Raw genomic sequence first — 14,972 nt, 5'->3', positions numbered from 1 at the left:
GTTTGAGGTTGCAAAATAATTCTTTTAATAACTCGAAAAAAGTATTTCAAGACTTTTAACGTCAATTTTGCAATATTGTTGTAATTCAGCTACAGTTCCATGTTCAATGAACTCATCAGGAATGCCAAGAGCCGTTATTTTTGACATATAATTATTCTCAGAAGCAAACTCAAGAATTGCACTTCCGAAACCGCCTTTTACAACACCGTCTTCTATAGTAATTATAGTAGAAAATTTAATGAAAATGGAATGTAATGCGTTTTTGTCTAATGGTTTAACAAAAGAAAAATCGTAATGCGCAATAATTTCTGGATGGTTTATTTTGGCTAGTGCCAAAGTGACATTATTACCAATAGTTCCATTGGATAAAACGGCTATTTTCGAACCTTCTTTAATACAAATACTTTTTCCAATTGTTATTTTTTGATAGTTTCCCAAATGTTGAGTTTGCCAATCTGCAATAACACCACGACCACGCGGATAGCGAATGGCTATGGGGTGATCTAATCCCAATTGTGCCGTATATAGAATATTTTGCAACGCTATTTCATTCATTGGAGCATATACAATCATGTTGGGAATGCAGCGCAGATAAGCCAAATCGAAAACACCGTGATGCGTTGCGCCGTCTTCGCCTACTAAACCGGCTCTGTCTAAACAAAAAATCACCGGAAGATTTTGTAAAGCGACATCATGAATTACCTGATCGTATCCTCTTTGTAAAAAAGTGGAGTAAATATTACAAAAAACTACCATCCCTTGAGTTGCCATTCCAGCCGCTAAAGTCACGGCATGTTGCTCGGCGATTCCTACATCAAAAGCACGTTTTGGAAAAGCCTCCATCATAAACTTTAAGGAACTTCCGGATGGCATTGCCGGTGTAATTCCTATGATTTTTTCGTTTTTTCTGGCCAAATCCAATACGGTCAAGCCAAAAACATCCTGATATTTTGGAGGTAAATTTTCTTCGGATTTGATGTGGATTTCTCCTGTTGCAGCATCAAATTTTCCGGGTGCATGATATTTTACCTGATTTTCTTCGGCTTGTTGCAGTCCTTTTCCTTTGGTGGTAATGATATGAAGGAATTTAGGTCCTTTGATTTTTTGCAAACGCTTCAGTTCTTTGATGACGGCAAAAATATCGTGACCGTCAATGGGGCCTGAATAATTAAAATTCAAAGATTTAATCATATTATTTTGCCTCGGATTTTTCCCTTCTTTTACGGCAGTAAGGTATTGTTTCAAAGCGCCTACACTTGGATCAATCCCGATGGCGTTATCGTTGAGAATCACCAATAAATTAGCATCGGTAACTCCGGCGTGATTTAAGCCTTCAAAAGCCATTCCTGATGCGATTGAAGCGTCTCCAATTACTGCAATGTGCTGTTTGTTGAAATCGCCTTTCAAATTGGAAGCAATTGCCATTCCTAAAGCTGCCGAAATAGAAGTAGAGGAGTGGCCTACGCCAAAAGCATCATAAATACTCTCACTTCTTTTTGGAAAACCGGAAATACCGCCAATTTGACGATTGGTATGAAAATTTTCTCTTCTTCCGGTCAGTATTTTATGTCCGTAGGCTTGATGACCTACGTCCCAAATTAACAAATCGTTCGGTGTGTCAAAAACATAATGCAAAGCTATTGTGAGTTCTACAACTCCCAAACTGGCGCCAAGATGCCCTTCTTTTACAGCCACAATATCGATAATAAAATCACGTAACTCTTGGGCAACTTGAGGAAGTTGGACTTCGTCAAGCAGGCGCAAATCGGTTGGATTGTTTAGGTTTGAAAGTAAATTGTTTCTCATTTAGATGTAAAAAAACAAATTTACAGTTTTAATGTTAAAATTTGTCGCTTTCATACTTGGTAATTCGTTTAATTTCAATGGTGTCAATCTTCTGTATAGTTTTGGTTCTAAAGAATGATTTTTTTATAATTTCTGGTTTGATCGTAAGAGATAATTGAAATTTACAATTTCTTTTTTTTCCATTCTCTTCACCAGGAGTCCATTTTTTAGAATTGCTTAAGATCCTGATAAACTCTTCTTTTGTGCCGAATCCTAGATCTTTAGATACATTTATTGAATCTAATTTACCATCTTTTTCAATTACAAATGTGGCAAATAATGTGCCGTTTAGTTGTTTTGTTTTTTTTAAAAATTTGAAATTTTGTTTGATGTATTGTTGAAAAGGTACAATTCCTCCAATAAATTCAGGATATACACTAATTCCCATTCCACCGTATACTGCATTGTCTTCATAAATGACTTGGTCTTCTTCTGTAAAATCTGATTTTACATTTGTTTCTTTATTCTTTTTTTGCAGAATACTGCATTTAGAATGATTATGTGCTTTTGGAGAAGAGAAAGAAGCTAAATTATTGATAGTATCATTTTTTGAATCTTGATTTTTTTTAGGTTCTATTTTGGTTGTTGTTTTAGAATCTTCAATTACTTCTATTCTGTCAATAGTTTGTTTGCTACCATTTTTGTCCGAACAGCTAAATAAGGTTGTGCCCATTACAACAAATAATGCCAATAAAAAAATAGTTCGATGATCGGTTTGAGTATATAAAATTGAATAGGGTAATTGTATCGTAATGGTATTTAATTGTGATTTTTTTATCCTTCCGCATATGTTGGAGTTCTCTTGAAAGTACTTTTGTATTTCAATTGGTGACATTACTGTGAAATCAACTACTGTTTTAGAGCAATTACTACAAAATCTACCTCTTTCATTAGGCGCCATCTTGTTCCAGTCTTCTGTACAAGGTTCAGGTAGTGATATTTTGTAATTCCGTGTCATAGTTTACTGTGTAATTCTATGGATAAATGTAGATAAAAATGCGTTAAAAATGTATTTTTGTTATATGATAAATCCTTTCACTGACGAATATTTTATGAAAAAGGCTTTACAGGAAGCCGAAATGGCTTTTGAAAAAGGCGAAATTCCTGTTGGGGCCCTAATTGTCATTGATAATAAAGTAATTGCCAGAAGTCATAACTTAACCGAATTACTCCATGACGTTACGGCCCACGCCGAAATGCAAACTATTACTGCCGCTGCGAATTATCTTGGCGGGAAATATTTAATTGGTTGTACGCTTTACGTCACGCTGGAACCTTGCCAGATGTGTGCCGGCGCTTTGTACTGGAGTCAGATTTCGAAAATTGTGTATGGAGCTACCGATGAAAATCGTGGTTTTGTAAAAATGGGAACACAATTGCATCCTAAAACTACTGTTGTTTCTGGAGTTCTGGCGAATGAAGCTTCGGAGTTGATGAAGCGATTTTTTGTAGAAAGAAGGAAGTAATATAATACTCGAATGCCCTAGCCCAGATAGAAGTAAAAATCCTTTTGTTTTTTTATTAAAAAAAGATAAAAGATTACTTCACTTAAATGTTTATTTTTATAGGAGTTCAGTGAACTTCGTTTGTAACGGTAACGGATAGCTGGACACGAGTGAAACGAACTGACGAAGTAAATAGCTCCTAAAAAAAGCCTTCAAAAAAAATCTTCAGTCAACGAATTTTCTTCTTAAAATAATAAAATAAATACCATACTTTTACTACAATATAATGAGTGCTTTTGCAGTTAAGGCTTTGACTGTAAAATGTTATTATAATTTTAATTTATAACCCATTAACTCTAGATAAAAGTGAAAACAAAAGGATTAATTTACGTGGTTTGTGTGTTTTTTTTGTTTCAAGCGTGTGGTAGAAAATCAGGCGCCGATTTTAATTCTGATTTTTCATTATTCAAAGAGTATATAGTCAGTTTTACGGGGGGGATTGTCTCAGCACAATCCGACATTCGTGTGGTTTTGGCTTTCGATACTAATAATTGGAAAGTCAATCAGGTTTTGGATAATGATTTATTCGATATTTCTCCAAATGTCGATGGAAAAGTGATTGCACTTTCCAGTAATACTATCGCTTTTATTCCCGAAAAAAAGCTGGAATCGGGTACTGAATATCAAGTGACCTTGCATTTGGATAAGTTAAATCCAAAGGTATCCGAAAAGAATAAGGAACTTTCCAATTTTAATTTTACAGTAAAAACTATCAAACAGGATTTTGTTGTAAATACACTAGATGTTCAATCCTACAGCAAAGAATATCAATATTTGAATTGTGTGTTGAAAACAGCAGATAATATCGATTTTGAGACTGCTAAGAAATTGGTGGAAGCCGAGCATAATGGGAATGATTTGCATCTAGTTTTCGAGAAATCGACAGCAGTTGGAAAAGAGTTTAGATTCAGAATTGACAGCATTCAACGGATGGATTCTAAGAGTAATCTTGAGATTGCTTACGATGGAACCGATTATAATATGGATCAAAAAGGGACTATTGATTTTCCAATTACGGCATTGAATGAATTCAAAGTCATTAAAACCGAAATGGAGGAAGGGAACAATCAATCGTTATCTATTAATTTCTCGGAGCCACTAGAAAAAGGACAGGATTTTAAAGGTTTGGTGGCGATTCAAAACACCAGTAATTTAAAGTTTTCAACTCAAGGAAATGTGCTGAGGGTTTATTTTAATAGTGATAAAGCTGTTGAAAAACCAGTTGAAGTGGTGCCAGAAGCAGTTCCTGAAATTGTAGTTTCTGATTCTACAGCAGTTGTTGTAGACAGTGCCGCGGCTGAAGAACCAGAAGAAGTTGTGGAAGTAGTTGAACCCGAACCTGTTGTTGCTTCACAAAAGCTTACTGGGGAATTACTGTTGGAAGTTTTTCAAGGGATAGAAAGTGAATATGGTAAAAAGTTAAATGAGAATTATTCCGAAAAAATTTCGTTTGATGAAATAAAACCTAATGTTCGTTTCGTTAAAAACGGAACAATTTTGCCAAGTTCCAGTAATTTAAAACTCAATTTTGAAGCCGTAAATCTAAGTGCCGTTGATGTAAAAGTGTATAAAATATACAAAAATAATATCCTTCAGTTTTTACAAGATAATGAGTTGAATGGCACCCGAAACCTGAAAAGAGTAGGACAGCCCGTTGCGAAATCAACACTTAGGTTAAATGAAAATAACTTAGTCAATCCTAGCAAATGGAACACTTTTGCATTGGATTTATCCAAAATCATAACGCCCGAACCGGGAGCTATTTACAGAGTGGAGTTCTCGTATAAAAAAGCCTATTCTTTGTATAAATGCGAAAATTCAGAAACGGATGATAGTGAAAATAAGGAGGATGAAGTCGAAGAAAATGATGTGAATTATAGTGAAAACGCATATGATGATTACTATTATGACGATTATGAATGGAGAGAAAGTCAAGACCCTTGTTCCAGTTCGTATTATTACAATGCTAAGATTGGAACTAATATTTTGGCATCAGATGTTGGCGTAATTGCCAAAAGAGGAGAAAATAAATCTTATTTATTTGCCGTAAACAATATAATTACTACTGATCCTATTGCTAATGCCAGAGTAGATCTATACAGTTTTCAACAACAAAAATTAGCTACAGGAGCGACAAGCAGTGAAGGAATTGCCAGTTTTCAGTTGGACACTTTTGCTTATTTTGCAATTGTGACTTACGGAACGCAATCGACTTATGTAAAGCTCGATGACGGAAATTCGTTATCGGTAAGTAATTTTAATGTGTCGGGCGAAACCTTGCAGAAAGGACTCAAAGGGTTTATATATGGAGAACGTGGCGTTTGGCGACCGGGCGATAATCTGTATTTGTCCTTTATTTTGAATGATGCTTCGAATAAAATACCATTGGGACATCCAATAAAATTCAGATTGAGTAATCCTAATGGGAAAGTGACGTATCAAACCGTTCAAAAATCGAATGTTTGGAATCATTATGCTTTTACTGTACCTACAGAAATGGATGCTCCAACTGGAAATTGGGAAGCAATGGTTAGTGTTGGTGGCGCGAAGTTTTATAAAAGTATAAAAATAGAAACCATTAAACCGAATCGTTTAAAAATAAAAAACAGCTTCAAACGAGCAGTACTTTCCTCTTCTTATCCAAATACGAGTAATCTTGAAGTGACTTGGCTTCACGGAGCTGTGGCTAAAAATTTGAATGTAGAAATGCAGGCTAAATTTTCGCAACAAACAACAACTTTCAAGAAGTATGAGAAGTATGTTTTTGATGATTTGGTTCGAAAATTCAGCACGGAAGAAGTTACTGTTTTCTCAGGAAAATTAGATGCTAATGGAAAAGCGAACACAACGATAGATCCAAAAATACAAGGAGAAGCACCAGGAATGTTGAAGGCTTCGTTCATTACCAAAGTATATGAAGAAGGAGGAGATTTTAGCACCGATGTTATGGCAACTACCTATTCTCCTTATAACACTTATGTTGGGGTGAAATCGCCAGAACCTAACAAATACGGAATGCTGGAAACTCGAAAAGTGAACCAGTTTGATATTGTTACAGTTGATGAAAACGGCAGACCAAAGTCAGTTAGAAATCTGGAAGTAAAAGTTTATAAAGTAGAATGGCGTTGGTGGTGGGACGCTTCAAGTGACAATTTATCCAATTATAATTCTGATGATGCAACGACTTCGTATAAAAGTTTTACGATAAACACTGATGCGAATGGAAAAGGAAACGTGCGATTTGCGGTGACTGATGAAGAATGGGGACGTTATATGATTCGGGTTTCGGATGAAGAAGACGGACATGCTACAGCTTTAACGGTAAATATCGATTGGCCAATGTGGTCTGGAAAAACTAAAAATACGGATGCTTCAACGGCAAATATGCTGGTTTTTTCTACCGACAAAGAAAATTATGCTGTAGGTGAAAATGCTCAGATTTCTTTCCCGTCAAGTGAAGGAGGCAGAGCTTTTATTTCTGTCGAAAATGGCTCGAAAGTAGTACAAACGCTTTGGGCGAAGACCCAAAAAGGAGAAACCAAAGTGACTATCCCGATTACAGCTTCTATGGCGCCGAATGTGTATTTCAATATTACGCTGTTGCAACCACACGCTTCGACTAAGAACGATTTGCCAATAAGAATGTATGGAATTGTGCCAATAGAAGTGATTGATAAAAACACGATTCTTACACCTAAATTAGTGATGCCAGACGTATTGCGACCTGAACAGTCATTCGCCGTAAAAGTGAGTGAACAATCTGGAAAAGCAATGACGTACACTATCGCTATTGTTGATGAAGGATTGTTGGATTTAACCCGTTTCAAAGCGCCAAATGCCTGGGACAGTTTTTATGTTCGTGAAGCTTTGGGTGTAAAAACCTGGGATATTTATGATGATGTGATTGGGGCATATGGCGGAAAAGTGAATCAGATTTTTAGTATTGGAGGTGACCAAGATTTGGGTGGTGGAAAAGCCAAAAAAGCGAACCGTTTTAAACCGGTTGTGATTTATATGGGGCCTTTTAAATTGGAAAAAGGAGAAACAAAAACGCATCAAATAAAATTACCGAAATACATTGGGTCCGTAAAAACAATGATTGTGGCTGGCGATGCAACTACAAGTGCTTATGGAAGCGTCGAAAAAGCAACTCCTGTTCGCAGTCCTTTGATGGTCTTGGCTTCATTGCCTAGAAAAATTTCTCCATCTGAGAAAGTGACGATTCCAGTTACTGTTTTTGCAATGGAAAAAAACATCAAAAACGTTACAGTTCAAATTAAAACGAATAACGGATTAAGAGTCCTTGGTAGTGCCACTCAAAAAGTATCATTCGCACAACCAGATGAAAAAATGGCTTATTTTAATTTAGCCGTTGGTTCTGTTACAGGAATTGGAAAAGTGCAAATTGTGGCAACTTCGGGCAAAGAGAAATCGGTATATGATGTGGAGATCGATATGACCAATCCTAATCCAGTTACCAATACGTTTACCGATGTGATTTTGGAACCCAACAGTTCTAAGACTATTTCGTGGAAAACATTTGGTGTTTCAGGAAGTAATAAGGCGAAATTGGAGGTTTCATCGATGCCAACGATTAATTTGAATGGACGATTGCAGTATTTAATTCAATATCCTCACGGTTGTGTAGAGCAAACGACTTCGTCTGTTTTTCCGCAATTGTATTTGAATGATATTGCCGATTTGGATGCCACTCGTAAAGATTTAATTCAGAAAAATGTTACCGCTGGAATCACCCGACTTGGAGGTTTTCAATTATCGAACGGCGGAATAACGTATTGGCAAGGTGGAACAACAGCCGATGATTGGGGTACATCCTATGCGGGGCATTTTATGATTGAAGCAGAGAAAAAAGGATACTTTTTGCCAATTAATTTCAAATCAAAATGGATTTCGTACCAACAAAAAGAAGCCAAGCAATGGCGATTTGAGCCGAGCTACGGAAATGATTTGGCGCAATCGTATCGTTTGTACACTTTGGCTTTGGCGGGAGCTCCAGATTTATCTTCGATGAATAGATTACGTGAGACCAAAGGTATTTCAAATGAAACTAAATTGCGTTTGGCTGCGGCTTATGTATTAGCTGGACAAAAATCGGCAGGTCTGACTTTATTGCTTAATAGTAAAATTGAAGACGATTCCAATTACAGCTATTACTATTATGGCTCTAACGACAGGAATCGAGCAATGGCTTTGGAAACGATGTTGTTACTTGGACAAAAGCAAAAAGCATTTACAATGGCGACAAAATTGGCAAAAGATATGTCAAGCGACCAATGGATGAGCACGCAAACTACAGCCTATTGTTTGTATGCAATGACTAAGTTTTCAGTAAGTAATGGTGCTAAAGGAATCGATGTTCAGTTTAGTAAAGACGGAAGAGCACAAACTATTAAAACGATGAAAACAATCGCCGATAGAAGTTTGGTAGTCAAAATGGGTTCGAATAGTGTGACTTTAAAAAACAATAGAAAGAACAGGCTGTTTGTTAGGGTGTTGAATACTGGGATTCTTCCTATTGGGCAAGAAAATGCAGTTCAGAATAATGTCTCGGCAGCCATTGTTTTCAAAAACAGAAAAGGTGGCGTTATCAATGTATCTAAAATTAATCAAGGAACGGAGTTTGTTGCTGAGGTAACCGTTAGGAATCAGAAAAATGAGCATGTAGAAAATGTGGCGTTGTCACAAATTTTGCCTTCTGGATTCGAAATTGTAAATACCCGTTTCACTGATTATGGAGACGCAACCAACAATATTGCGGATTATATTGATATTCGTGATGACAGAACTAATTTCTATTTTGGATTGAAAGCTGGAGAAATCAAAACTTTTAGAATATTACTGAACGCTTCTTATTTAGGAATGTATTATTTACCAGGACTGCAATGCGAAGCGATGTATGATAATACATTTTTGGCAAGAACAAAAGGGTTCTGGGTTCAAGTGGTGAAGTAGGATTTCTATTGGATTGCGTGTCCTAACAGGTTTTCAAAACCTGTTAGGTATAATTGGATGAATTAAATTATTTTTTTGGAATGGGAAAGAATACTAACAGGTTTTGGAAACCTGTTAGGATAATAAAAAGGAGTAAAAAATATGGAAAAAGATATTTTCGAATCAGGTCAATATTATCACATATACAATAGAGGCAACAATAAAGAAAATGTTTTTCTTGAAGAGAAGAACTACAATTATTTTTTAGGGAAAATGAAGAAATATCTTTTGCCAGTTGCAGATGTTTATGCCTACTGTTTGCTCAAGAATCATTTTCATATTGTCTTAAGAATTAAAGACAAAGTGGAGTTGCCGGAAAAATTTAAAGACAAAGTTCATTTGCCTTTTTCTAATTTATTTAATTCATATGCCAAAAGCATAAATACCGCCTATAACAGAACAGGAAGTTTATTTCAAGAACATTTACAAAGGAACAGAATTGAAAATGAAGAGTATTTGAAGCAATTGATAGTATATGTTCATTTAAATCCTGTAAAACATAAATTTACGAAATCATCCGAGACGTATCTGCATTCTTCCTATCGTTCTTTTATGTCAAATAAAGAAACAAGTATTGATAGAGATTTTATTTTAGGACTATTTGGAGGTTTAGAGAATTTTAAGTTTTATCACGACGAAAGAAAATTAGTTTATGAAGGTGTAATTGATCTTATTGATAAAATGGATGATTGAATTACATTTTACAAGATTTAAGTTCGCTTATCCTAACAGGTTTCCAAAACCTATTAGGTATTTATTTAGGGAATATTAATCTAATTTTTATTTTAGGATTGTGGAAGAATACCTAACAGGTTAAAAAAAACCTGTTAGGAAAAAAACCTGTTAGGAAGAAAAACAAAAAAACTTTGAAAAATAAACTAATAGCGTTCCTACAACGCATTATCAATTGGATAAAACTGAATAAAATTAAATTATCAATAGCCTTTTTACTATTGATGGTTTATTGTTTTTCATTGCCGAGAACTTTATTTCAAGAGCCTTATTCTACAGTGATTGAAAGCAAAGAAGGAGAATTGCTTGGCGCAAAAATTGCTCTTGATGGACAATGGCGATTTCCGGCGCAAGACAGCGTTCCAGATAAGTTCAAAAAATGCATTGTCTATTTTGAAGACGAATATTTCTATAGACATCCGGGATTTAATCCTGTGGCGATGGTTAATGCTTTTCGGCAAAACAGGAAAGCAGGCAAAGTCGTTCGTGGAGGAAGTACGTTAACGCAACAAGTCATTCGGTTGTCCAGAAATGGGAAAGGAAGAACTTATTTCGAGAAAATAATCGAACTCATTCTTGCCACCCGATTAGAACTGGGATATTCCAAAAACGAAATTTTGAGATTATATGCTGCTCATGCCCCTTTTGGGGGGAATGTGGTGGGTCTCGAAATGGCTTCTTGGCGGTATTTTGGAGTGCAATCCCATCAATTGTCTTGGGCGGAGAGTGCTACATTGGCCGTTTTACCAAATGCACCCAGTTTGATTTATCCGGGTAAAAACCAAATTAAATTATTGAATAAACGCAACCGACTTCTGTTAAAGTTAAATCATGAAGGAGTAATTGATCAACAGACATATGAACTTTCCATAGATGAACCGTTGCCACAAAAGCCGTATGATTTGCCACAAATTGCACCTCATTTATTGCAACGAGTTGCCAAGAGCCAAGAAGGAACCCGTGTAAAAACGACGGTGGAAATTGGCTTGCAAAACAGGGTCAATCAAATTGCAAAGTATTATTACAATCAATACAGGCAAAACGAAGTTCATAATTTGGCTATTTTGGTTATAGATGTGTCCAATAGAAAGGTAATGAGTTATGTGGGGAATTCGCCGACGGATGGCAACCATCAAAAAGATGTGGATATTATTGATGCGCCAAGAAGCACAGGAAGTATTCTTAAACCGCTTTTATATGCTGCTATGCTCGACGATGGCGAGTTGTTGCCTAATACGCTGGTGGCAGATATCCCGACGCAGATTTCGGGTTATACGCCCCAAAATTTCAACTTGACATTTGACGGGGCAGTTCCGGCGCATCAAGCATTATCGCGTTCTTTGAATATTCCAGCTGTATTGATGTTGCAGGATTTTGGAGTGAATAAATTTCATGAAGAATTGCAGCGATTCAAATTGCGGGATATTTCTAAACCACCGGATCATTATGGTTTATCGCTCATTTTGGGTGGAGCCGAAAGTAATCTATGGGATTTGTGTAGATCCTATGCAGGTTTGTCTTCAACTTTGAACTATTTCAATAAAAATCAAGGGCAATACAGAACCAATGAATTTGCCGAATTAAATTATGATGATGATTTTCAAGTTGATTTTGGTGACGATACAAAGCAAAAGAACATCTTGGGAGCAGGCTCGATTTGGCAGACTTATAATGCAATGGAACAAGTTAATCGTCCCGAAGGAGATGAGGCTTGGAAGTTCTATGACAGTTCGCTCAAAATTGCATGGAAAACAGGGACAAGTTTTGGAAACCGCGATGCGTGGGCTATAGGAACCAATGCCAGATATGTTGTAGGCGTGTGGGTGGGGAATGCTACAGGTGAGGGCAGGCCTACATTGACAGGAGTTACCAGCGCTGCACCCATTTTATTTGATATTTTTAATTTGTTGCCAAGACAACGATGGTTTGATACTCCGTATAAGGATTTAGAGGAAGTTGAGGTTTGTAGTTTAAGTGGACATTTGGCCAAAGATGGCTGTCCAAAAATTATGCAACTTGTTCCGAAGAAAGGAAAGAACACTTCTATTTGTCCGTATCACAAAACCATACATTTAGACAGATCACAGCAATTTCAAGTGGATAGCAGTTGTGAAAATTTAGAAAATATAGTGACTAAAAATTGGTTTGTATTACCGCCCGTAATGGCTTGGTATTACAAAAGTCAACATATAGAGTATTTGCCGTTGCCTCCGTTTAGAAACGATTGTATGGGAACGCAAACTGCAACAATGGATTTTATTTATCCCAAAACCAATAGCAAAATCTATCTGACCAAAAATTTTAATAGTGAAGTACAGCCTGTGATTCTGAAAGTGGCTCATTCCCAACGAGAAAGTAAACTGTTTTGGTATGTTGATAATGTGTACAAAGGCGTGACCAAAACCTTTCATGAAATGCCTATTTCAGCCACCACAGGATTTCATTACATCACAGTGGTCGATGAATTTGGAAATGAAATCCGAAGAAAAATTGAGATTGTAAAGGAATAGATTTGTTTTTGAATACTCGAATGCCCTAGCCCAGATAGAAGTAAAAATCCTTTTTCTAAACGCTGTCAGGGTTTTGAACCCTGATAGCGTTGAAAAAGATTGCAACGGATAGCTGGATTAGCTCCTAAAAAAAGGGCAAAAAAAAACTCCCCAATTTCTTGAGGAGTTATTAATTTATTCTATGACAGCATTTTCTTTTTTGTCGTAGAAATGATATTCTAAGTACGTGTAAGCATCACGAGGTATAATTTTCACCCATTTTTTATGTTCAAGAAACCATTTTGAACGTAATGATGGAAAACCTTTGGTAAGGTATGCGGCCACAAAAGGATGTACATTAAGTACAACATCTTTGTGGTTTTTTAATACTCTTTCTAGATCAAAAGCGATTTTGTCAATGATTTGAATTGGCGCTTCAATTTCGCCACTTTCATTGTTTGGATCTTCTTCTCTAGTTTTAATATTTACTTCTGGTCTTACTCTTTGTCTTGTAATCTGGACTAATCCAAATTTGCTTGGAGGTAAGATCTTGTGTTTAGCTTTATCGTCGCTCATTTCTTCTTTCAAGAAATCGAACAACACTTTACGATTTTCAGGATTTGACATATCGATAAAATCGACTACGATGATACCACCCATATCACGAAGACGTAATTGTCTTGCAATTTCGGCAGCTGCAATCATATTCACTTCCATGGCTGTATCTTCCTGGTTGGTGGCCTTATTAGAACGGTTTCCGCTGTTTACGTCTATAACGTGCAAAGCTTCAGTGTGTTCGATAATAAGATAAGCCCCTTTACTCATGGATACTGTTTTTCCAAAAGAAGTTTTGATTTGTCTCTCTATGTTGTATTTCTCAAAAATAGGTGTGTCTTTTGATTGATAAAACTTAACAATTGATTGTTTGGATGGTGCAATTTCTTGCAAATAATCCTTTGTTTGGTTGTACAACTCTTCATCATCAATTTGAATACCACTAAAGGTATCATTAAATACGTCTCTTAATATCGAAGAGGCTCTGTTGAGTTCTCCTAATACTTTGGACGGATGATGAGCAGTTGGTAATTTTTTACACATTGCAGTCCATCTGCTAAGCAGGTTCTGCAAATCTTTTTCTAATTCGGCTGTATTTTTGCCTTCGGCTACTGTGCGAACAATAACACCAAATCCTTTTGGTTTGATGGATTGTACTAATCGTTTCAAGCGTTCTTTTTCTTTTTTGTCTTCTATTTTTTGTGAAATAGAAACGCGGTCAGAAAACGGAACCAAAACTATAAATCTTCCGGCAAGAGAAAGCTCAGCGCTAATTCTTGGTCCTTTTGTAGATATAGGTTCTTTGACGACTTGTACTAAAACAGATTGATTGGCACTTAATACATCAGTAATAGTACCATCTTTATCTATTTCTTTTTCAAACTGAAAGGTTTTTAGGGAGAAATCTTTTAATTTACCTGCGCTTACAAGTTTTATGAATTTCAGTTGGGAAGATAAGTTAGGACCTAAATCGTGATAATGTAAAAAAGCATCTTTTTCGAAGCCAACATTTACAAAAGCAGCGTTCAATCCGGCAACTGGTTTCCTGATTTTGGCAATAAAAATATCACCAACCTGGAAGTTGCTTTTTTCTTCTTCTTTGTGTAATTCAATTAGTTTTCCATCTTTTAATAAGGCAAAATCTACGGCTTCAGAACTAGATCTAATGATTAATTCTTTATTCACACTGTAAATTTTTTATCTATTCGCCATGGCGAACAAATGGATTAAACAATATTTTAACAGGTATTGAACCCGGGGAGATTTTAGATTTATGAGTTTTGATTCTTGATTTTAGATTTTTAAAATCTGCAATCTTAAATCGGTAATCTACAATCTTAAATCTCAATTTCAATGAACGTTTAAAAAGAAAAAAGTAGTTTAAAACTACTTTTTCTTCTTGTGACGGTTAGCTCTCGCTCTTTTTTTACGTTTGTGCGTCGCTACCTTATGTCTCTTTCTTTTTTTACCACTTGGCATATCTTATCGATTTTATGATTAATTAATATTGTTATTTTGCTTCGTTATTTGTTTTCACTCCTTCTACAAAAACTTTTGCAGGTTTGAATGCAGGAATATTGTGTGCAGGAATTTTTATTGTTGTATTCTTAGAAATATTTCTTCCTGTTTTCTCAGCTCTAGTTTTCACTATAAAACTTCCAAAACCTCTTAAATAAACATTGTCTCCAGTTTCTAATGAATTTTTTACTTCATTCATAAAAGTCTCTACAGTTGCCTGTACATCTCCTTTTTCAAGACCTAATTTTTCTGAAATTTTTGCTACGATATCTGCTTTCGTCATTTTCTTTCCTATTTATAATGTTGTACTATTTTT

At 35.8% G+C, this 14,972-nt stretch carries 8 protein-coding genes; 4 read left to right on the top strand and 4 right to left on the bottom strand.

Features of this window, described 5'->3' with window-relative positions:
* Nucleotides 1-24: 24 nt before the first annotated feature.
* Both ACNQGX_RS03665 and ACNQGX_RS03660 read right to left on the bottom strand, forming a co-directional pair.
* The gene (locus ACNQGX_RS03665) at nt 25-1,806 is read right to left on the bottom strand and encodes a 1-deoxy-D-xylulose-5-phosphate synthase (protein ID WP_417974113.1); all 1,782 of its coding nucleotides are present in this window, start codon (nt 1,804-1,806) and stop codon (nt 25-27) included.
* 34 nt (nt 1,807-1,840) lie between these two features.
* Nucleotides 1,841-2,803 carry an energy transducer TonB gene (locus ACNQGX_RS03660; protein ID WP_417974111.1) on the bottom strand — a complete coding sequence of 321 codons (963 nt, stop codon included), beginning with the start codon at nt 2,801-2,803 and terminating at the stop codon, nt 1,841-1,843.
* Nucleotides 2,804-2,867: 64 nt separating this feature from the next.
* Here ACNQGX_RS03660 and ACNQGX_RS03655 point away from each other — a divergent pair, with 64 nt between their 5' ends.
* From ACNQGX_RS03655 to pbpC, 4 genes are all read left to right on the top strand, one after another.
* On the top strand, nt 2,868-3,311 hold the full coding sequence (locus ACNQGX_RS03655; RefSeq protein WP_417974109.1) for a nucleoside deaminase: 444 nt from the start codon (nt 2,868-2,870) through the stop codon (nt 3,309-3,311).
* A 345-nt stretch (nt 3,312-3,656) separates the two neighbouring features.
* On the top strand, nt 3,657-9,323 hold the full coding sequence (locus tag ACNQGX_RS03650; protein WP_417974107.1) for an alpha-2-macroglobulin family protein: 5,667 nt from the start codon (nt 3,657-3,659) through the stop codon (nt 9,321-9,323).
* 141 nt (nt 9,324-9,464) lie between these two features.
* Nucleotides 9,465-10,055, top strand: a complete 591-nt coding sequence (locus ACNQGX_RS03645; RefSeq protein WP_417974105.1) for a transposase — start codon at nt 9,465-9,467, stop codon at nt 10,053-10,055.
* Between the two features lie 173 nt (nt 10,056-10,228).
* Nucleotides 10,229-12,604 carry a penicillin-binding protein 1C gene (gene pbpC, locus ACNQGX_RS03640; protein WP_417974103.1) on the top strand — a complete coding sequence of 792 codons (2,376 nt, stop codon included), beginning with the start codon at nt 10,229-10,231 and terminating at the stop codon, nt 12,602-12,604.
* Between the two features lie 174 nt (nt 12,605-12,778).
* Here pbpC and ACNQGX_RS03635 read toward each other — a convergent pair whose 3' ends face one another.
* The gene (locus ACNQGX_RS03635) at nt 12,779-14,323 is read right to left on the bottom strand and encodes an Rne/Rng family ribonuclease (protein ID WP_131914904.1); all 1,545 of its coding nucleotides are present in this window, start codon (nt 14,321-14,323) and stop codon (nt 12,779-12,781) included.
* Nucleotides 14,324-14,648: 325 nt separating this feature from the next.
* The gene (locus ACNQGX_RS03630) at nt 14,649-14,939 is read right to left on the bottom strand and encodes an HU family DNA-binding protein (protein WP_066080765.1); all 291 of its coding nucleotides are present in this window, start codon (nt 14,937-14,939) and stop codon (nt 14,649-14,651) included.
* Between the last annotated feature and the right edge of the window lie 33 nt (nt 14,940-14,972).

Source organism: Flavobacterium glycogeni, assembly GCF_048286775.1.
Classification (GTDB): Bacteria; Bacteroidota; Bacteroidia; order Flavobacteriales; family Flavobacteriaceae; genus Flavobacterium.
This window is presented reverse-complemented; position numbering and strand designations above follow the sequence as displayed.